This is a genomic window from [Empedobacter] haloabium (assembly GCA_008011715.2).
Lineage (GTDB): Bacteria > Pseudomonadota > Gammaproteobacteria > Burkholderiales > Burkholderiaceae_D > Rugamonas > Rugamonas haloabia.
Map to the genome: position 1 here is coordinate 585,449 of CP136508.1, position 20,089 is coordinate 605,537.

14 protein-coding genes and 1 pseudogene are annotated in these 20,089 nt (G+C 66.2%); 12 read left to right on the plus strand and 3 right to left on the minus strand.

The window, feature by feature from the left end; translation table 11 throughout:
• Positions 1-68: 68 nt before the first annotated feature.
• Positions 69-1,805: a proline--tRNA ligase gene (locus E7V67_002585; protein WUR14013.1), complete on the plus strand. Its 1,737-nt coding sequence runs from the start codon at positions 69-71 to the stop codon at positions 1,803-1,805.
• Positions 1,806-1,864: 59 nt separating this feature from the next.
• Positions 1,865-2,458 carry a lytic transglycosylase domain-containing protein gene (locus E7V67_002590; protein WUR16215.1) on the plus strand — a complete coding sequence of 198 codons (594 nt, stop codon included), beginning with the start codon at positions 1,865-1,867 and terminating at the stop codon, positions 2,456-2,458.
• A gap of 140 nt (positions 2,459-2,598) precedes the next feature.
• Here the strand turns inward: E7V67_002590 and E7V67_002595 are convergent.
• The 3 genes and pseudogenes from E7V67_002595 to E7V67_002605 form a co-directional block, all read right to left on the minus strand.
• Positions 2,599-2,981 (minus strand): annotated as a pseudogene (locus E7V67_002595) (SWIB/MDM2 domain-containing protein).
• A 259-nt stretch (positions 2,982-3,240) separates the two neighbouring features.
• The gene (gene ffh, locus E7V67_002600; protein WUR14014.1) at positions 3,241-4,608 is read right to left on the minus strand and encodes a signal recognition particle protein; all 1,368 of its coding nucleotides are present in this window, start codon (positions 4,606-4,608) and stop codon (positions 3,241-3,243) included.
• Between the two features lie 640 nt (positions 4,609-5,248).
• Positions 5,249-6,886 carry a hypothetical protein gene (locus E7V67_002605; protein ID WUR14015.1) on the minus strand — a complete coding sequence of 546 codons (1,638 nt, stop codon included), beginning with the start codon at positions 6,884-6,886 and terminating at the stop codon, positions 5,249-5,251.
• A 280-nt stretch (positions 6,887-7,166) separates the two neighbouring features.
• Between E7V67_002605 and E7V67_002610 the strand changes: the two genes are divergently transcribed.
• The 10 genes from E7V67_002610 to E7V67_002655 all read left to right on the plus strand — a co-directional run bounded on the left by E7V67_002610 (position 7,167) and on the right by E7V67_002655 (position 19,860).
• A complete protein-coding gene (locus tag E7V67_002610; protein WUR14016.1) occupies positions 7,167-8,246 on the plus strand; it encodes a YjgN family protein in 1,080 nt (359 codons plus the stop codon).
• Positions 8,246-9,259, plus strand: coding sequence for a M48 family metallopeptidase (locus E7V67_002615; GenBank protein ID WUR14017.1), 1,014 nt, complete (start codon positions 8,246-8,248; stop codon positions 9,257-9,259). Before E7V67_002610 ends, E7V67_002615 begins: the two co-directional genes overlap by 1 nt.
• Positions 9,260-9,442: 183 nt before the next feature.
• Positions 9,443-10,363: an ABC transporter substrate-binding protein gene (locus tag E7V67_002620; GenBank protein WUR16216.1), complete on the plus strand. Its 921-nt coding sequence runs from the start codon at positions 9,443-9,445 to the stop codon at positions 10,361-10,363.
• 10 nt (positions 10,364-10,373) lie between these two features.
• The gene (locus E7V67_002625; protein ID WUR14018.1) at positions 10,374-11,195 is read left to right on the plus strand and encodes an ABC transporter permease; all 822 of its coding nucleotides are present in this window, start codon (positions 10,374-10,376) and stop codon (positions 11,193-11,195) included.
• A gap of 1 nt (position 11,196) precedes the next feature.
• Positions 11,197-11,994 carry an ABC transporter ATP-binding protein gene (locus E7V67_002630; protein ID WUR14019.1) on the plus strand — a complete coding sequence of 266 codons (798 nt, stop codon included), beginning with the start codon at positions 11,197-11,199 and terminating at the stop codon, positions 11,992-11,994.
• Between the two features lie 156 nt (positions 11,995-12,150).
• Complete coding sequence (ccsA, locus tag E7V67_002635) at positions 12,151-12,954, plus strand: cytochrome c biogenesis protein CcsA (GenBank protein WUR14020.1); 804 nt, start codon at positions 12,151-12,153, stop codon at positions 12,952-12,954.
• The gene (locus tag E7V67_002640; protein ID WUR14021.1) at positions 12,951-13,208 is read left to right on the plus strand and encodes a PP0621 family protein; all 258 of its coding nucleotides are present in this window, start codon (positions 12,951-12,953) and stop codon (positions 13,206-13,208) included. The genes ccsA and E7V67_002640 overlap by 4 nt, the downstream gene beginning before the upstream one ends.
• Before the next feature lie 15 nt (positions 13,209-13,223).
• Complete coding sequence (locus E7V67_002645) at positions 13,224-14,903, plus strand: ATP-binding protein (GenBank protein ID WUR14022.1); 1,680 nt, start codon at positions 13,224-13,226, stop codon at positions 14,901-14,903.
• A 29-nt stretch (positions 14,904-14,932) separates the two neighbouring features.
• A complete protein-coding gene (locus E7V67_002650; protein WUR14023.1) occupies positions 14,933-16,369 on the plus strand; it encodes a sigma-54 dependent transcriptional regulator in 1,437 nt (478 codons plus the stop codon).
• A gap of 545 nt (positions 16,370-16,914) precedes the next feature.
• Positions 16,915-19,860: a ribonucleoside-diphosphate reductase subunit alpha gene (locus tag E7V67_002655; GenBank protein WUR14024.1), complete on the plus strand. Its 2,946-nt coding sequence runs from the start codon at positions 16,915-16,917 to the stop codon at positions 19,858-19,860.
• The last annotated feature ends 229 nt before the right edge of the window (positions 19,861-20,089 follow it).

Here is a 20,089-nt window from a genome sequence, read left to right on the forward strand (position 1 = left end):
CATCAGCCAGCTAATCCTTTAAAATTAGGTTGATTATAACCCTCTCTTTTTGAAAAGAATTCACTGTTATGCGTGCTTCCCGGTTTTTTATTTCCACTCTCAAAGAAGCGCCTTCCGATGCTGAAATCGTCAGCCACAAACTGATGATGCGGGCAGGCATGATCAAGCGTCTCGGCTCCGGGATCTACACGTACATGCCGATGGGCCTGAAAGTGATTCGCAAGGTCGAGGCCATCGTGCGCGAGGAGATGAACCGTGCCGGCGCGGTCGAGCTGTTGATGCCGCTGGTGCAGCCGGCCGAGCTGTGGCAGGAAACCGGGCGCTGGGACAAGATGGGGCCGGAACTCATGCGCGTCAAGGACCGTCACGGCCGCGAGTTCGCGATCCAGCCGACGTCCGAGGAAGTCATCACCGACGTGGTGCGCAGCGAGATCAAGTCGTACCGCCAGCTGCCGTTGAATTTTTACCACATCCAGACCAAGTTCCGCGACGAGCGCCGCCCCCGCTTCGGCCTGATGCGCGGCCGCGAATTCACGATGAAGGACGCGTACTCGTTCGACCGCGACCTGGAAGGCATGCAGAAGTCCTACCAGATCATGTTCGACGCGTACACGAAGATCTTCACGCGCTTCGGCCTGAAGTTCCGCGCGGTGGCGGCCGACAACGGCGCCATCGGCGGCACCGGCTCGCATGAATTCCACGTCATCGCCAGCACCGGCGAGGACGCGCTGGTGTACTGCCCGACCTCCGACTACGCGGCCAATATGGAAGCGGCGGAAGCGCTGGCCACCGGCACGCGCGCGGCGCCGACGGCCGCGCTGACGAAGACCGCGACGCCGAAGGCGGCCAAATGCGAGGACGTCGCCAAGCTGCTGGGCATCGAGCTGTCGAAGACGCTGAAGACCATCGCGCTGACGGCCGAACAGGAACAGGACGGCAAGGTCACCAAGCAGTACTTCATGCTGCTGCTGCGCGGCGACCATGAACTGAACGAGATCAAGGCGGCCAAGGTGCCCGGCCTGACCGGCGCCTACCGCTTCTCGACGGAAGAAGAGATCCTCGAAGTGTACGGCTGCAAGCCGGGCTACCTGGGGCCGATCGGCACCAAGGCGCCTGTCACCGTGGTGGCCGACCGCGCGGTCGCCAACATGTCGGACTTCGTCACCGGCGCCAACGAAGTGGACTTCCACTACACGGGTGCGAACTGGGGCCGCGACATGGCCGAACCGCACATCACGGCCGACCTGCGCAATGTCGTCGAAGGCGACCCTTCGCCGGACGGCAAGGGCGTGCTGGCGATCGAGCGCGGCATCGAGGTGGGGCACGTGTTCCAGCTGGGGACCGCCTACTCGGAAGCGATGAAGGCCACCTACCTGGACGAGAACGGCAAGCCGGCGCCGCTGCAGATGGGCTGCTACGGCATCGGCGTGACGCGCATCCTGGGCGCCGCCATCGAACAGAACTTCGACGACAAGGGCATCATCTGGCCGACGGCGATCGCGCCGTTCGAGCTGGTGCTGTGCCCGATGGGCCTGGACCGCAGCGAACTGGTGAAGGAAGAGACCGAGAAGCTGTACGCCGCCGCCCAGGCGGCCGGCATCGACGTCATCGTCGATGACCGCGGCCTGCGTCCGGGCGCGATGTTCGCGGACTGGGAACTGATCGGCGTGCCGCACCGTGTGGTGATCGGCGAGCGTGGCCTGAAGGAAGGTCAGCTGGAATACCAGGGCCGCCGCGACACCGAGGCGACCAACGTGCCGCTGGCCGACATCGTCGAGTTCATCAAGGGCAAAGTGCGGCAGTGAGCACGGCGCACCACCACGCGGCAGGCGGGCGCGAACGGCGCCGCTGGTGGGCGCGCCCGCTGCGCTGGTGGCATACGCTGGCCTTCGCCACCGGCGTGCTGTGCGCGCCGTTCGGCTTTGCCGGCAACCAGAAGGAGGAAGCGCTGGCCGACTCGATCCGGCTGGCGCTGTCGAACGCGATCCTGGACGCACGTCCACCGAAGCCCACGTTCACCAATCCGGCCGACCGCCAGCGCTACGAACAGTGGCTGGCGCAGATGTCGGAGCGGCTGCGCCGCAAGCTGCCGGACGAGCAGCATCGCATCGAGTTCCTGGAGACGGCGTGGTACGAAGCGCGCCGCGCGGGCCTCGATCCGGGCCTGGTACTGGGCCTGATCCAGGTCGAATCGGCGTATCGCAAGTACGCCGTGTCGATCGTCGGCGCGCGCGGCTACATGCAGGTGATGCCGTTCTGGACCAACGTCATCGGCGACAGCGACCGGCGCAAGCTGTTCAACATGCAGACCAACCTGCGCTACGGCTGCGCGATCCTGCGCATGTATATCGACATGGAGCGTGGCGACCTGTATCTCGCGCTGGGCCGCTACAACGGCAGCCGCGGGCGGCCGGAGTATCCGAATGCGGTGCTGAAGGCCTGGAACAATTGGAAGTAAGCCGCAAAAACCGGGGTCAGGTCTGTCATTCGGACAAAATGTCCGAATGACAGACCTGACCCCGGTTTGTTTTCAGCCAAAAAAATACCCCGGTCGCGGCGCGCCGGGGCTGTCGTCGACGGCTCTCATGCCGCCGCCGCTTATTTCAGGTGATCGGAGATCAGCTTCGTCATCTCGAACATGGACACTTGCGCCTTGCCGCCGAAAACGGCTTTCAGTTTGTCGTCCGCGTTGATCATGCGGCGGTTGGCGGCGTCCTGCAGATTGTGCTTCTTGATGTAATCCCAGACTTTTTCGTGACTTCGGTGCGCGGCAGCGGGGAGGCGCCTACTACCGGGGACAGTGCGGCCGAAGGAGTCATCTCTTTCATGAATGCCGCGTTGGGCTTGCGTGCTGCGGGTGCTGCCTTTTTCGCTGCCGGCTTGGCTGCAGCTTTCGCTGGAGCGGCGGCCTTCTTCGCCGGAGCCGCTTTGGTTGCGGCCTTCTTGGCTGGTGCTGCCGGGGATTTCTTGGCTGTTGCCATATTCGAGCCTCCTTAACAAACACATGGAAAATTGCGCAATACAATCGCACGGCTAATATTGGTGGGGATTGTTTAAGTATGCAAGCGTTTTTCGCGTTTTTTGTGGGAAACGACACGTAAGATAACGCCAACAACGCAAAAACCGCCGGGACGCGTTCGCGGCCGGCGGTTTTGCTGTGATTTCGGTTCGCTGCGGTGGTGAAAACCGGGGACAGTCCCCTTTGGGGACAGTCCCCAACGCATCATGCGCCGCAGGCTTTCAGCGCAGCCCAGGCATCATGCCCTTCATCGAGCGCATCATCTTCATCATGCCGCCACCCGACAGCTTTTTCATCATCGTCTGCATCTGCTCGAACTGATTGAGCATGCGGTTCACTTCCTGCACCTGCACGCCGGCGCCGGCCGCGATGCGGCGCTTGCGCGCGGCCTTGATCAGTTCCGGCTTGGCCCGTTCGGCCGGCGTCATCGAGTCGATGATGCCGACCATGCGGCGCACCTGCTTGTCCGCCTGGTCCATGTTGGCGCCGCCGGCGGCCTGCTGGAACTGCGCCGGCAGCTTGTCCACCAGGCTGGCCATGCCGCCCATCTTCTTCATCTGGCCCAGCTGCGCCTTGAAGTCGTTCATGTCGAACTTGCCGCCCGACTTGACCTTGGCCGCCAGGTCGGCCGCGGCCTTCTGGTCGACGCCCTTGCGCGCTTCCTCGACCAGCGCGAGGATGTCGCCCATGCCCAGGATGCGGTTGGCCATGCGCGCCGGATCGAACGGCTCCAGGCCATCGAGCTTTTCGGACACGCCGGCGAACTTGATCGGCTTGCCGGTGATATGGCGCACCGACAGCGCCGCGCCGCCGCGCGAATCGCCATCGAGCTTGGTCAGCACGATACCGGTCAGCGGCAGCGCCTCGTTGAAGGCCTTGGCCGTGTTGATCGCGTCCTGGCCCAGCATCGCGTCGACGACGAACAGCGTCTCGACCGGCTTGACGGCGCCATGCACGGCCGCGATTTCCTTCATCATCTCTTCGTCGATACCGAGGCGGCCGGCCGTGTCGACGATCAGCACGTCGTGATAGTGCTTCTTGGCCCAGTCCAGCGCGGCCAGCGCGATATCGACCGGCTTGTCGGTGGACGACGATGGGAAGAAGTCGGCGCCGGCCTGGCCCGTGACGGACTGCAGCTGGGCGATCGCGGCGGGACGATAGACGTCGGCAGAGACGGTCAGCACTTTCTTCTTCTTCTCTTCGCGCAGGTACTTGGCCAGCTTGCCGACGGTGGTGGTTTTACCGACACCCTGCAGGCCCGCCATCAGGATGATCGCGGGCGGTTGCTGCGCAAAGCTCAGTTGCGTTGCTTCCGGACCCAGGTCGGCCCCCATCAGCGCGCCCAGTTCGCGCTGCACGACGCCGACCAGGGCCTGGCCCGGCGTCAGGGACGAGATCACTTCCTCGCCCAGCGCCTTCTCCTTGACCTTGCCGATGAATTCGCGCACCGCCGGCAGCGCCACGTCGGCCTCCAGCAGCGCCAGGCGCACTTCGCGCAGCATCTCGGCGGTGTTCGCCTCGGTCAGGCGGGCCTCGCCGCGCATGGTCTTGACGACCTTGGCGAGGCGTTGAGTCAGATTGTCTAGCATGATGAACCTGTGGATTGGACGCCCGGCCGGCCGGGCAGATGGCTGCATTCTACCCGATCGCACCGGGTGCCGCGCCACGACGCGGTACCCGGCGCTGCGGCCGGATCAGTGCGGCGCGACCAGGCGCAGCACGGCGCCGCCGGAGATCACGGCGAACGAGCCAGGGCCCGTCGGCACGATGTCGCGCGGCTGGTACAGCAGGCCGGGCAGAGGGCCCAGGCGTGGCCCGAAGATGCCGTTCTCGCCCGCCACGATCGATTGGGCGCCGCCGGGCGTGGTGCGCAGCACGATCTGGCGTTCGGTGTCGACACTGTATGTATTGCCGTCCGGGGCGGCGCGCAAGCCGGCCGGCAGGGCCGGGATGGTGGTCACGACGCCGGCTGGAGTCACCTTGCGGAAGCTGCGCACGGTAGTGCCCAGCTGGGTGTCGGTCACGTAGATGTTGTCATCGGCATCGATGCCCTCGACGCGCGGCCGCGTGAAGCGCGCCATGGAGCCGGTGCCGTCGCGCTGGTCGTCGGTGCCGGCGCCGGCCACGCCGGCCACCACCGACAGGGCCCCTTGCGGCGTAACACGATAGATCGCGCCGCCTTTCGGGAAGCCCCGGATTACTGACGATACTGCGTTGGCCACATAGATGTCACCGTTGGACGCGACGGCGATGCCGTTGGCGACCTCGAACGGAGCGTCGATGACGGTGCTGACGGTACCGTCCGGGGCGATCTTGCGGATGTGCAGGCCGAGCGACTCCAGCGCGTGCCAGGCGACCACCGGCTCGGGCTTTTCCAGGACGTACTACATTGCCGTCCGGGCTGGCGGCGAGGTCGGTCGGCGAAACAAAGCGCGCCTGGACACCCTTGCCGTTGATCTGCGCCGTGCTGTCGCCCTCCAGGCCGGCCAGCAGCGTGAAGCCGCCGCTGGCGGTGCCGCGCAGGATTTCGCCCTGGCTCGCCAGTAGCAGGGTGCCGCCGGCACCCGAGCGCAAGAGGGTGTGCGCGCTGGTCGAGGCGGGCGCCGAGTTGACCGGGTCATTGAAGCGGGCAACGGTGGTGACGGTGCCGTCCAGGGCGACACGGCGGATCAGCCGTTCCACGCTCGGGTCCGAGCCTTTCTGGTCGAGCACATAGATTTGCCCGGAGTTGACCGTGAGCGAGGTCGGCGTGCCGAAGTGCGCTGTGCCGCGTGGACCGTCGACAGGACCGACGGCGCCAGTTGCCGTGCCCGCCACCGTCGAGACCTGCATGCTGGCCGGTACCAGCGCGCGTACGAGGTCCCTATCGAGCAGGTAAAGCGTGCCATTGCTGCCCCAGGCCGCATCCGTCAGGTCCTGGAAGCGGGCAGCGCTGCCGATGCCATCCTCGCTACGGGTATCGGTCGCGTCACCGGCCACGAGCTGGGCGGAATTGCCGGTCACGCGCCAGACCGCGCTGCGCGTCAGCAAGTACAGCGTACCGGCCGTGTCGGTAAGGATCCGCACGCTGGTCTTGTCCGTGTGCGCCGCATCGAGCACGGTGCCGACACTGCCATCGGGACGCAGCACGCGCACGCGCAGATCGCCGTCGTAGTCCAGTATGTACAAGGAACCATCCGGCGCCAGGGCAACGCTTTTCGCTTCGCCCAGTTGCGCCTGCGCGGCGCTGCCGTCCGCATGGCCATAGGGCAGCCGAGCCAGCGTCGTGACGGTGCCGTCGGGCTTGACCCGGCGCATGGCGCTCGGGCGGCCGCGTTCCACTTCGTTGCGCGCAAAACGCAGTGCGTCGGCGACGAACGCGTTGCCGGTGGCATCGACGGCGATGTCGCGGATATTGGCAAAGCGGGCGGCGGTGCCGCTGCCGTCCAGCATGGCCAGGCTGCCCAGCGAGCCGGCGATCAGTTCCAGCCGTGGCGCGCCAGGATCGGGATAGACGGTCAGGCGCAGAGTCTTGCTGCCGCCGGTCCAGGTCGCGGTCAGGGTGACGACGGTCGGGACGGTGACCGCCGCTGGCGGCTGGTAGGCCGCATTGGGGCCGCTCGCCACCGTGATGCGGCCAGGGCTACCGTCGCCCAGCGTCCAGCTCGGGGAGGAGCCGTCCGAGGCCGTGGCACGCAAGGCCACCGGCACGCCGCCCGCCAATACCTGGGCGGCGGCGAGGCTGGCGGCGCCGGTGACCGGCGCAGGCGGCGGTGGGGACACCGGGGACGTCGTGGCGGGGCTGTCGCCGCCGCCACCGCCGCAGCCGGCCAGCGTCAGTGCCAGTACGGCGGCGTAAAAGGTGTTCTTGTGGAAGGCTAGTTTCATAGTAGTGAAAGATGAAAGGCATCGGTTGTCGGGCGGAGCGCTACATTCCAGTCCGCGATTGTAGGATTATGACGGTTTCCAACACACCGAATTCTCACCAAGTGTCACATTGCGGTCGCCTTTTTTTCCTCACCGGCGTGCCTGGGCCGCCGCGCGGCAACCGATGAAAAACCTCACCAATTGTCACAGTCGTGCACAGAGCCGCTCAACATTTGTGATTTCTCATTGACAACTTTTCGTCCAGAATGCATCGTGCTGCCTTGTTCAACCGGGAGAGACCATGTCCGCTGTTTTTGAGTCCGCCGTGCCGGCGGCACCGCGCGAGGAGCGCATCGAATTCACTGCCACCGGCAGCGAATATTTCCGCATCTGGATCGTCAACCTGCTGCTGACGATCGTCACCCTGGGCATCTACTCCGCCTGGGCCAAGGTGCGCCGCAACCAGTACTTCTACGCCAGCACGCGCCTGGCCGGCAGTTCGTTCGAATACCACGGCAAGCCGCTGGCGATCCTGCGCGGGCGCGTCGTCGGTGTCGTCCTGCTGGGCAGCTACCAGCTGGCGTTACGCTACCACCCGCCGACCGCCGGCATCGTCCTGATCCTGATCGCCGGCCTGATGCCATGGCTGATCTGGAAAAGCCTGCAGTTCGCGCTGCACAACAGCAGCTACCGCGGCGTGCGCTTCGGTTTCCGCGGCAGCTGGAAAGGCGCCTACCTGCACTACCTGGGGCTGCCGCTGCTGTCGGGCTTGACGCTGGGCCTGCTGTATCCGTTCGTGCACCAGCGCGTCAAGCGCTTCCAGCACAGCGAGAGCCGCTTCGGCGCGACGCATTTCGCCTTCGATGCGCCCGTGGGCAAGTTCTACAAGGCGTACGGCGTGCTGGTACTGCTGCTGGTGCTGGGCAGCGCGGTCGCCATCGCTATCGTCGCCGCCCTGGCGGGCGGCTTCAGCGCGCTCAATGGCGGCAACACCGACATCCTGGTCCGCGCCGGCCAGACCCTGGTGGTGTTCGTCGGCTTCTTCGGCTGGTATGCCTATCTGCTGTGCGTGCTGTGGGCGTTCATGGCCGTACTGCAGAACCTGATCTGGAACCATACGCAACTCGGTCCGCACCGCTTCCGTTCGACGATGAAATGGACCAGCCTTGCTGGCCTGTACATCACCAACACGCTGGCCATCATCTGCACGCTGGGCCTGTTCATCCCGTTCGCGCACGTGCGCGCGCTGAAGTACCGGCTGGAGTCGACCACCCTGGTCGTGGCCGGCAGTCTCGATGACGTGGTCGCCGCGAAGGGCAGCGACGTCAACTCGGTCGGCGAGAGCGTGGCCGACCTGGCCGGCATCGACCTGGCGCTGTAATGCAGGGCGGCACACAGCTGGAGGTGCCGGGCCGCTACTACGACGGCATGACGTCGCGTGCGCACCGTGTCGTGCTGCGCGTGCAGGACGGCCAGGCCTGCCTGGAAGGGGAGGTGCAACGGCGCGAGCCGCTGGCCCAGGTGCGGGTGTCCGAACGCACGGCCCATGCGCCGCGCAAGCTGACGTTCGCCGACGAGGCCTGCTTCGAGCCGGACGAGCGCGCGCCGCTGGAGGCCCTGCTGCAGGCGACCGGCCACCGCGACGGCGCCGTCGTGCGCATGCAGCAAAGCTGGCGTGCCGTCGTCACCGCGTTCGGTGCGCTGCTGCTGGTGCTGGCGGTCGGCTACCTGTACGTACTGCCGGCCGGTGCCGCGCTGGTCGCGCGCATGCTGCCGGTCTCCGTCGAGCGGCAACTGGGACAGGGCCTGCTGGGCGTGCTGGACCGGCGTGTGTTCGATCCCACCAAGCTGACGGCGGCGCGCCGCGCGGCGCTGACGCAGGCGTTCGCGCACATGGCGCCGCCGCGCGACGGCGCACCGCCTTACCAGTTGGTGTTCCGCCACAGCCGCATCGGACCGAACGCGTTCGCGCTGCCTTCGGGCGACATCGTGCTGACGGACCAGTTGGTGGAACTGCTGGAAGACGACCAGGCCGTCCTGGCCACGCTGGCGCATGAGCTGGGCCACCTGCACGAGCGCCACCTGACGCGACGGCTGATCCAGGGCTCCGTCGTGGCCGCCGCCGGCACGGTGCTGTTCGGCGATGCCAGTTCGCTGGTGGCCGGCCTGCCCGCGCTGGCGCTGGATCTGCGCTACTCGCGCGAGGCCGAGCAGGAGGCGGACGACTACGCGGCGGCCATGCTGCGCCGGAACGGCATCGGGCTGGCGCACCTGGAGCGGCTGTTTACGACCTTGCAAAAGCTCGAAGACAGCATCGGCACGCCGCCGCCCTACCTGGCCAGCCATCCGCCTTCCGCCGAACGCCTGGAGCGACTGCGCCGACAGCTGCGCTGACGGCGTCGAAAGGCCCCCCGAGCCCCAGCGCGCAAGGTATGATTCCCGCGCAACCAACCATGAGGCCGGTTTGCCATCGGCGCCGGCCGGACCATTCATTATCTGAGGAGAGACCGGATGAAGCTGAAATCGACGACCCTGGCCGCCACGCTGGCGCTGGCCGCCCTGGTGGCGCACCTGCCTATGCAGGCACAGGCCCAGGAAGTGGTACGGCTGGGCAACCTGAAGTTCGCCCACTACGGCGCGGTGTCCTATATCAAGGAGATCGCCCCGAAGTGCGGCATCAAGGTGGAGGAACACATCTTCGCCAAGGGCCTGGACGTGATGCAGGCGATCATTGCCGGTGAACTGGACGTGGGCACGACCGCGTCGGAGGCGGCCATCTCGGGCCGCGCCAGCGGCGCGCCGATCTACGCGGTGGCCGGCTTCGCCAAGGGCGGTGCGCGCCTGGTGGGCCGCAGCGACCTGAATCTGAAGTCGATCGCGGACCTGAAGGGCAAGCGCGTGGGCGTGACGCGCGGCGGCATCCAGGAAGTGCTGCTGCTGGCCGAACTGCAGCAGGCCGGCCTGACGGCCTCCGACCAGCCGGGCAAGGACGTGCGCCTGGTGTTCCTGGCCTACGCGGACCTGAACCAGGCCCTGCTCGGCAAGAACATCGACGCCATGATGCAATCGGAACCGCAGTCGTCGCAGGCGATCAACAAGGGCTTCGGCAACGAGATCATGAAGCCCTACAACACGCCGATCGGCGAGCCGGTGCGCACGATGGTCATGACGGAGAAGTTCTACAAGGAGCGCCGTCCGGTCGCCGAGAAGTTCATGCGCTGCTTCGTCGAAGCCACCAAGACCTTCATCGACAACAAGGCCATCGCCGAGAAATACGTGCGCGAGGTCGTGTTCAAGGGGCAGATCACGAAGGACGATTTCGAGGACGCCATCGGCAATTCGCCGTACAGCTACGACATCACGCCGGAGCACATCCAGACCACGACCGACATCATGGTCAAGACGGGCGTGGGCCGCATGAGCAAACCGCCGGTGGCGAAGGACTGGGTCCGCACCGACCTCTTGGAGCAGGCCAAGAAAAGCCTGGGCGTGAAGTAAAGGAGACATCATGGCAAGGATCGATTGGCGGGAAATCGGCGTCGGCATGGTCGTGCCGGCGCTGGTGATCGCGCTCTGGCACATGGCCGCCGTGCTGGAGTGGGTCAATCCACAGGTGCTGCCGTCGCCGGGTGCGGTGGTGACGAAGTGGGTCGAGTACCTGCTGCCGCTGCAGCCCTACGATCCGGCAGCCGGGTCGAAGCTGCAGTGGATGTTCTCCGGTGAGCTGATCCACGATTCGCTGGGCAGCCTGTATCGTGTCGCCGTCGGCTTCGCCGTCGGCGCCGGGCTGGCGCTGCCGATCGGCCTGGCCATGGGCGCCAGCCGCCACGTGTATGCCTGGCTCAATCCCCTGGTGCAGCTGCTGCGGCCGATCCCGCCGATCGCCTACATCCCGCTGTCGATCCTGTGGTTCGGGCTGGGCAACCCGCCGGCGGTGTTCCTGATCGCGCTGGGCGCGTTCTTCCCGGTGCTGATGAACACCGTCGCCGGCGTGCGCCACGTGGACGGCATCTACCTGCGCGCCGCGCGCAACCTGGGCGCCTCGGGCACGACGATGTTCGTGCGCGTGATCCTGCCCGCGGCCGTGCCGTACATCCTGTCCGGCGTGCGCATCGGCATCGGCACCGCGTTCATCGTCGTCATCGTTTCCGAGATGATCGCCGTGAACAACGGCCTGGGCTTCCGTATCCTGGAAGCGCGCGAGTACTTCTGGTCGGACAAGATCATCGCCGGCATGATCACGATCGGCCTGCTCGGCCTGGCCATCGACATCGGCATGAACAAGCTGAACAACCACCTGCTGCGCTGGCATCGCGGCCTGGAGAATTGACATGAGCGCACCCCACATCGTCGTCACCGACGTCAACAAGGTGTTTTCCACGCCCGGCCGCGACGTCGTGGCGCTGAAGGACATCAACCTGGAGATTCCGCGCGGCCAGTTCGTCTGTCTGCTGGGACCCTCCGGCTGCGGCAAGTCCACGCTGCTCAACGCCATCGCCGGCTTTGCGCTGCCGTCGTCCGGCATGATCACGGCGGACGGCCAGCTGGTCACGGCGCCCGGCCCGGAGCGCGGCATGGTGTTCCAGGAGTACGCGCTGTTCCCGTGGATGACGGTGGAAGACAACGTCGCCTTCGGCCTGGAGATCAAGGGTCAGCCGAAAGCACAGATCCGCGCCACCGTCGACAAGCTGCTGAAGATGCTGTCGCTGGCCGACTTCCGCAACCGCTATCCGAAGGACCTGTCGGGCGGCATGCGCCAGCGCGTGGCGATCGCCCGCGTGCTGGCGCTCGATTCGCCCATCATGCTGATGGACGAGCCGTTCGGCGCGCTCGACGCGCTGACCCGGCGCAACCTGCAGGACGAGCTGCTGCGCCTGTGGGCGGAGCTGAAAAAGACGATCATCTTCGTCACCCACAGCATCGAGGAAGCGATCTACCTGGCCGACCGCATCGTCGTCATGACCTATCGGCCCGGTACGATCAAGCGCGACCTGTTGGTGGACCTGCCGCGCCTGCGCGACCCGGCCGCCGCCGAGTTCAATGCGTTAAAGCGCGAACTGGGCCAGCTGGTGATGGAGGAGCAGCAGCGCCACCACAACGACGAGCTGCGCATGGCGGCGGTGGACTAGCCGCGAACGTCAAGCCGGGAGCCGTCAAACCGGGGTCAGGTCTGGCATTCGGACAAATGTCCGAATGCCAGATCTGACCCCGGTTTGACCACGCGTGCGTGCCTGTCTTCACGGGTTCCGTCCCCGGTCCCTGCACTGCTATAGTAAACTGCACCGATGCAGACCAATTTCCTGATCGCCGCCGCCCTGTTATACCTGGTGTGCGCCGTCCTGCCGCCCGCCAAGGCCCGCCTGATCGCCGCCATCACGCCCGTCGCCTGGGCCGCCCACGGCGCCGCGCTGTGGTTCGACGTAATGGTGCCCGGCTCGCTGCGGCTGGGATTTGCCGCCATGCTGTCGTCCGCCCTGTGGATCTCGGTAGGGGCCTACTGGATCGAAAACCGCAACTACCCGCTGGACGGCCTGCGCCGCATGGTGATGCCGAGTGCCGCCGCCGCCGTCGTGCTGCAGGGGATATTCCCCGGCGCCCTGATCGCGCTGCAGGGCCGTTCACCGCTGTTCGGCTGGCACATCGCCGTCGCCACCCTGGCCTACAGCACCCTGACGATCGCCGCCTTCCATGCCGTGCTGATGGCCTTGCAGGAGTCGCGCCTGCATGCCCGCTCGGTGCGCGCAGGCTTCCTGTGGGCCGCGCTGGACCAGCTGCCGGCGCTGCTGACGATGGAAAAGCTGCTGTTCCGCCTGATCGGCTTCGGCTTCGCGCTGCTCAGCCTGACCGTCCTGTCGGGCATCTTCTTTTCCGAGGAACTGTTCGGGCAGGCGCTGAAGTGGGACCATAAATCCGTCTTCACGCTGTTGTCCTGGCTGCTGTTCGCCGCCTTGCTGGCGGGCCGCCACTTCCGCGGCTGGCGCGGCAAGACGGCCCTCAGTTTTACCCTGGCCGGCTTCGCCACCTTGTTGCTGGCGTATGTGGGCACCCGCTTCGTGCTGGAAGTGGTTTTGCATCGAGGTTTCGCATGACACGTATCCTGTTCTGGGTGGCGCTGGTATTCCTGGTCGTCGCCGCCGTCCGCGCCAAGCTGCGCGCCAACATCCGCCGCCAGCAGCAGGAGCAGTTCCAGGCGCAGGCACGGCAACAGGCGGCGCGGCCACCGGCCGTGACGGCCGAGCCGATGCTGTGCTGCGCGCACTGCGGCGTCTATTACCCGGCCTCGGAAAACGTGCCGGCCGGCGGGCGTGATTACTGCAGCGCCGCGCATACCCCCGCGCACTGAGGCGGCACGCCGTCCGTGGCCGCCCAGTTGCCCGCCGCGCTGTCGTCCCTGTCGGCCCGCTCGCGCGAGACGTTCTGGCGCTCGCTGCAGACGCTCAACGCCACCCGTGTCGTCATCGCCCTGGTGCTGCTGGTCTACCTCAGCATCGACAGCCAGGGCGCCTATGGCGGCGACGCCCTGTATGCCCGGGTGTGCGGCAGCTACCTGGTCCTGTCAGTCCTGTTCGCGCTGACGGCCGCGCGCTGGCGCCACCGCTTCCTGGTCCAGCTGCTGTCGCAGGTGGCCTGCGACCTGGCCGTGATCTCGCTGCTGTACGTCGCCGGCGGCGGCGTGCGCGGCGGCCTGGCCATCCTCTACCTGTTCCCGCTGGCCGGCTGCGCCATCCTGGCGCCGCTGCTGCTGGCGCTGTTCTGCGCCGCCCTGGTCACCCTGTTCCTGCTGGGCGACAGCGTCTGGCGCATCCTCAACCTGGCGGGCGATCCGGCGCTGCTGCAGGCGGGCCTGTTCGGCGCCGCCTTCTTTGCCGTCGTGCTGCTGGTGAACCGGATGGCGGCGCGCCTGATCGGCCAGGAGGAACTGGCCGCCCAGCGCGGCCTGGAGATCGGCGTGCAGCAGGCCGTCAACCGGCTGGTCATGTCGCACGCGGGCGACGGCATCGTCGTGGTGGGACCGGACGGGCAGATCCTGGCGGGCAACCCGGCCGCCCAGCAGATGCTGGGCGTCAGCGGCGCGCTGGGCCTCTCCCTGGCCGCGCTGCCGTCGCTGCACGCCATCGCCCAGGCCTATGACGGCTGGCGCGCCGACCCCGCGCAGGCGACAGCGTTCGTCACGATCAAGCCCTATACCGACCCGGCCATGCAGGACCTGACGATGGCATGGCGCGGCCGGCCCGACCTGGCCGCGCACCTGAAGCTGCGCTTTGCCGCCGCCGAGACGGCGCAACTGGGCATGGAGCGCAACGTCATCTTCCTGGAAGACGTGACGGCGATCGAAAACCAGGCGCAGCAACTGAAACTGGCCTCGATGGGGCGCCTGACCGCCAGCATTGCCCACGAGGTGAGGAATCCGCTGGCGGCGATCGATCACGCCACCTCCTTGCTGGCGGAAGACCTGCAGGCTCCCGTGCATGTGCGCCTGTTGAAAATCGTGGCCGACAACGTGGCGCGGGTGAACCGGATGGTGGAAGACATCCTGCAACTGTCGCGCAAGGCGCACAGCCACGGCGAGCCGCTGGCGCTGGCCCAGCTGGTGGCCGACCTGAAGGCGGAGTTCGACGAGCTGCACGGGCTGGATGCGGCGGTGCTGGACATCGGCCGTGTCAGCGCCGTCACGGTGCGCTTCGATCCGCTGCACCTGCGCGAGGTGCTGCTCAATTTGCTGGGCAATGCGGTCCGCTATGCCAGCCGCAAGCCGTCCAGCATCCGCCTGTTCGTCGTGGCGGCGCGCGGCCGGCCGCTGGAACTGCATGTGCAGGACGACGGCCCGGGCATCTCGCCCGAGGTGCGGGCCCACCTGTTCGAGCCGTTCTACACCACGTCCTCCAAGGGAACGGGGCTGGGCCTGTATCTGGCGCGTGAGTTATGCTTGAATAACGAGGCGATGCTGGATTACGAATACCGGTACGACGTGGCCGGCGGCGTCAGCCCGGCCGCCAGCGGCCGGTTCGTCATCACGTTCGCCCGCGCCGGCGCCTGACACACTATATATAAGAGCGAAGGGTTCCCATGAGTTCACCCCGGGTATTGGTCGTCGACGACGAAGACGACCTGCGCGAGCTGCTGGAAATCACGCTGCTGAAGATGGGCCTGGACGTGGACAGTGCGCCCGACCTGCGCCAGGCGCGCGCCCACCTGGCGGCGGGGCACGAATACGGCCTGGTGCTGACCGACATGCGCCTGCCGGACGGCCTGGGGCTGGAACTGGTGCGCGAGGTGGCCGCCAGCGGGCGCAATACGCCGATCGCCGTCGTCACGGCCTTCGGCAGCACGGACAACGCCGTGGTCGCATTGAAGGCCGGCGCCTTCGACTACGTGACCAAGCCGGTGCAGCTGGACCAGCTGCGCCAGCTGGTCCAGTCGGCGCTCAAGCTGAACGGCCCGGCGCCGGCGGCGCCGGGGGAAGCGGTGGACAGCCGCCTGAAAGGGCAGTCGGCCGCCATGCAGGCGCTGCGCGCGCAAATCGCGCGGCTGGCGCGCTCGATGGCGCCGATCGCCATCACGGGCGAATCGGGCAGCGGCAAGGAACTGGCGGCGCGCGAGATCCACGCCCAGAGCTCGCGCGCGGACAAGCCGTTCATCGCCGTCAACTGCGGCGCGATTCCCGAGGCGCTGATGGAGGCCGAGTTCTTCGGCTACCGCAAGGGCGCCTTCACGGGCGCGGCGGACGAGCGCGACGGCTTCTTCCAGGCCGCCCACGGCGGCACCTTGATGCTGGACGAGGTGGCGGACCTGCCGCTGGCCATGCAGGTCAAGCTGCTGCGCGCGATCCAGGAGCGGCGCGTGCGCAAGATCGGCGCCACCGCCGAGGAGCCGGTGGACGTGCGCATCGTCAGCGCCACCCACCAGGACCTGGCGCGCTGCGTCGAGCAGGGCAAGTTCCGCCAGGACCTGTTTTATCGCCTGAACGTCATCGAGCTGGCGCTGCCGCCGCTGCGCGAGCGGCTGGACGATCTGCCGGTGCTGACGGAGGCGATCCTGGCGCGCCTGGCGGCGGGCGGGCCGCCGGCCGTGCTGGGGCCGGGCGTGCTGGAAGCGCTGCGCGGCTACAGCTTCCCAGGTAATGTGCGCGAGCTGGAAAACGTGCTGGAACGGGCGCTGGCGTTCGCCAACGACGGCGTGATCCACGTCGAGGACCTGGCGCTGAAGGGCGCGCGGCTGCTCGATGCGGGTCAGCCCGAACCGGTTTCCGTGCCGACGCCGGCCACGATCGCGCCGGCGGAGGCGCTGGCGCTGGTGGACGAGGCATCGGCCGGCATGCCGCCACTGCCGGACCTGACGGTGCTGCCGTCGAACCTGCCGGAATACCTGGAGCGGGTCGAACGCGAGATCATCGTGCGCGCGCTGGCGCAGACGCAGTACAACCGCACCCAGGCGGCCCAGCTGCTGGGGATCAGTTTCCGGCAGCTGCGTTACCAGATGCAGAAGCTCAACATCAAGGAATAGCGGCTGGGGTCTTGGTGCAAGCTCGTAGGCTTGCGCCGCTGCGCAGGCGCCGAGCCATGCTCGGCGAAACCCCTGCTACGCTCCCCTTGGGGACTGACCCCGAAGTTCGGCCGATACGTAATGCAGCCAAACTTCGGGGTCAGTCCCTTGCAGGGACAGACCCCACGCCATCGTCTATAATGCCGCTCCGCCACGAAAAGCCACGTGGCGCGACGATGTTTCGTCCATAAGATTGATAGTCCATCAACGCCGCTGCCTGTCCCTTAAGCAGCCGTCGCGGGCACGAAAAATCAGTGTTAGCGCTTGCTCACCCGATAACGCCCGTCGCTTGAGGCACATCAAAAAGTCAATCGAAACTTGGACGTTCTGGCAAATTTTTTTCAGTCGGTAGCGCTTGTCGAAGACCAGTGCTCTCACTACAATTAGTGCAAGAAATTGCACTACTCACTAAATCTAGTAGTCAAACTTGCTACAAATCAATAGCTGCCGCGGGGGTGACTCGTGCGGCATGACCCTTTTTTGCACGTCGTTTTCGGGGAGCTTAAATGCAATCTAACCAAGACATCACCACCCATCCGGCAGCACAAGTGCCGGCGTCCGCTGCGACCGCCAACGGCGGCCTGGCAGTGTCGACCGGCACGCTGGGCGACTATCGCATCATCCGCCGCAACGGCGCCGTCGTCGCTTTCGAGCCGTCCAAGATCGCCGTCGCCATGACGAAGGCCTTCCTGGCCGTGCAGGGCGGCCAGGGCGCCGCGTCCGCGCGCATCCGCGACCTGGTCGAACAGCTGACGAACAGCGTGGTGACTGCCCTGGTGCGCCGCCAGCCGTCCGGCGGCACGTTCCACATCGAAGACGTACAGGACCAGGTGGAACTGGCGCTGATGCGCTCCGGCGAACACGACGTGGCCAAGGCCTACGTGCTGTACCGCGCCAAGCAGATGGAAGAGCGTCGCGCCAAGAAGGCCGCCGCCGGCACCCCTGAAGTGGCCGAGCCGGAACTGCACGTGACGGAAAACGGCGTGCGCCGTCCCCTGGTGATGCAGGAAGTGCGCGACCTGATCGGCGCCGCCTGCTCGGGCCTGGAAAAGCACGTCGATGCCGACGCCATCCTGGCCGAGACGGTCAAGAACCTGTACGACGGCGTGCCCGTCGAAGAGCTGCACAAGTCCGCCATCCTGGCCGCCCGCGCCCTGATGGAAAAAGACCCGGCCTACTCGCAAGTGACCGCCCGCATCCTGCTGCACACGATCCGCAAGGAAGTGTTCGGCAAGGAAGTGCCGCAGGCGCAGGCCGCCGCCGAGTACGTCGAGTACTTCCCGAAATACATCGCCCGCGGCATCGAAGCGGAACTGCTGGACACCAAGCTGGCCGAGTTCGACCTGGAGAAGCTGGCCCGCGCGCTGGTCGCCGACCGCGACCTGCAGTTCGGCTACATCGGCCTGCAGACCCTGTACGACCGCTACTTCCTGCACGTGCGCGACATCCGCATCGAGATGCCGCAGGCGTTCTACATGCGCGTCGCCATGGGCCTGGCGCTGAACGAGACGGACCGCGAAGCGCGCGCCATCGAGTTCTACCACCTGCTGTCGAGCTTTGACTTCATGTCCTCGACGCCGACCCTGTTCAACTCGGGCACGCAGCGCTCGCAGCTGTCGTCGTGCTACCTGACCACCGTGTCGGACGACCTGGAAGGCATCTACGACGCCATCAAGGAAAACGCGCTGCTGGCCAAGTTCGCCGGCGGCCTGGGCAACGACTGGACCCCGGTGCGCGCGCTGGGCGCCCACATCAAGGGCACCAACGGCAAGTCGCAGGGCGTGGTGCCGTTCCTGAAAGTGGTCAACGACACGGCCGTCGCCGTGAACCAGGGCGGCAAGCGCAAGGGCGCCGTCTGCGCCTACCTGGAAACCTGGCACATGGACATCGAGGAATTCCTCGACCTGCGCAAGAACACGGGCGACGACCGCCGCCGCACCCACGACATGAACACGGCCAACTGGATTCCCGACCTGTTCATGAAGCGCGTGATGGAAAAGGGCACCTGGACGCTGTTCTCGCCGTCCGAAACGCCGGACCTGCACGATAAAGTGGGCAAGGCCTTCGAGGAAGCCTACACGGGCTACGAAGCCAAGGCCGCACGTGGCGAAATCCGCGTGTTCAAGAAGATCGAGGCGCTGGACCTGTGGCGCAAGATGCTGTCGATGCTGTTCGAGACGGGCCACCCATGGATCACGTTCAAGGACCCATGCAACATCCGCTCGCCGCAGCAGCACGTGGGCGTCGTGCACAGCTCGAACCTGTGCACCGAGATCACGCTGAACACCGGTCCGGACGAAATCGCCGTCTGCAACCTGGGTTCGGTCAACCTGCCGGCCCACATGAAAGAAGGCAAGCTGGACCACGTCAAGCTGCAAAAGACGATCCGCACGGCAATGCGCATGCTGGACAACGTCATCGACATCAACTACTACGCCGTCGACAAGGCCCGTAATGCGAACATGCGCCACCGTCCGGTCGGCCTGGGGGTGATGGGCTTCCAGGACTGCCTGCACATGATGCGCGTGCCGTACCAGTCGCAAGCGGCGGTGGAGTTTGCCGACACGTCGATGGAAGCGGTGTGCTACTACGCCTACTACGCGTCGACGGAGCTGGCGGAAGAGCGCGGCCACTATGCATCGTACAAGGGCTCCCTGTGGGACCGCGGCATCCTGCCGCAGGATTCGATCAAGCTGCTGGCGGAAGAGCGCGGCGGCTACCTGGAGCAGGACCTGTCGGCGTCGATGGACTGGACCCCGCTGCGCGAGCGCATCAAGCAGTTCGGCATGCGCAACTCGAACTGCGTGGCCATCGCCCCGACCGCGACGATCTCGAACATCATCGGCGTCTCGGCCTGCATCGAGCCGACGTTCCAGAACCTGTACGTGAAGTCGAACCTGTCCGGTGAATTCACCGAGATCAACTCCTACTTGGTGCGCGACCTGAAGGCGCGCGACCTGTGGGACGAAGTGATGATCGCCGACCTGAAATACTTCGACGGCTCGCTGACCAAGATCGACCGCGTGCCGCAGGACCTGCGCGACATCTACGCCACGGCGTTCGAAGTCTCGCCGACCTGGCTGGTGGAAGCCGCATCGCGCCGCCAGAAATGGATCGACCAGGCCCAGTCGCTGAACATCTACATGGCCGGCGCCTCGGGCAAGAAGCTGGACGAGACCTATAAACTGGCCTGGCTGCGCGGCCTGAAGACGACCTACTACCTGCGCACGATCGCCGCGTCGCACATGGAGAAGTCGACGACCAAGACGGGCGCCCTGAACGCCGTCTCGGCCCACGGCCCGGCCGTTGGCGCCGCGGCGGCCGACAGCGCGGCAGCACCGGCCGTGCCGACGCACTCTGCGCCGACCACGGTGCAGGAAGTGCAGGAAGGCGCTGCGTGCTACCTGCGTCCGGGCGACGCCGGCTTCGAGGAATGCGAAGCCTGCCAGTAAGAGGCTAGTCGCCCATGACATGTGCTGTTTGGTTGGAGCCGAACAGCACATGGCCTTGAAGATGGGATGACGCGATTGTGCAAGCTTGCGAAGCAATGGTCGTGGTGCTTCACTGAAGTTGTCGCAACCGAAGCCACAAAGAAGAAACGCCCATGAGTTGGAGCTCATGAGCGTTCTAGGGAAAAGAAGCCAAAACGCTGCTCTTGGTCTTCTCTTGATGTACTTGCAC

What these genes read in the sequence shown, in the direction of transcription:
- E7V67_002615 (WUR14017.1), top strand. Translation starts at nt 8,246, where the DNA reads ATGCAGGGCGGCACACAGCTGGAGGTGCCGGGCCGCTACTACGACGGC.
- ffh (WUR14014.1), bottom strand. Translation starts at nt 4,608, where the DNA reads ATGCTAGACAATCTGACTCAACGCCTCGCCAAGGTCGTCAAGACCATG.
- E7V67_002655 (WUR14024.1), top strand. Translation starts at nt 16,915, where the DNA reads ATGCAATCTAACCAAGACATCACCACCCATCCGGCAGCACAAGTGCCG.
- E7V67_002640 (WUR14021.1), top strand. Translation starts at nt 12,951, where the DNA reads ATGACACGTATCCTGTTCTGGGTGGCGCTGGTATTCCTGGTCGTCGCC.
- E7V67_002610 (WUR14016.1), top strand. Translation starts at nt 7,167, where the DNA reads ATGTCCGCTGTTTTTGAGTCCGCCGTGCCGGCGGCACCGCGCGAGGAG.
- E7V67_002630 (WUR14019.1), top strand. Translation starts at nt 11,197, where the DNA reads ATGAGCGCACCCCACATCGTCGTCACCGACGTCAACAAGGTGTTTTCC.
- E7V67_002620 (WUR16216.1), top strand. Translation starts at nt 9,443, where the DNA reads ATGCAGGCACAGGCCCAGGAAGTGGTACGGCTGGGCAACCTGAAGTTC.
- E7V67_002625 (WUR14018.1), top strand. Translation starts at nt 10,374, where the DNA reads ATGGCAAGGATCGATTGGCGGGAAATCGGCGTCGGCATGGTCGTGCCG.
- ccsA (WUR14020.1), top strand. Translation starts at nt 12,151, where the DNA reads ATGCAGACCAATTTCCTGATCGCCGCCGCCCTGTTATACCTGGTGTGC.
- E7V67_002650 (WUR14023.1), top strand. Translation starts at nt 14,933, where the DNA reads ATGAGTTCACCCCGGGTATTGGTCGTCGACGACGAAGACGACCTGCGC.
- E7V67_002585 (WUR14013.1), top strand. Translation starts at nt 69, where the DNA reads ATGCGTGCTTCCCGGTTTTTTATTTCCACTCTCAAAGAAGCGCCTTCC.
- E7V67_002605 (WUR14015.1), bottom strand. Translation starts at nt 6,886, where the DNA reads ATGAAACTAGCCTTCCACAAGAACACCTTTTACGCCGCCGTACTGGCA.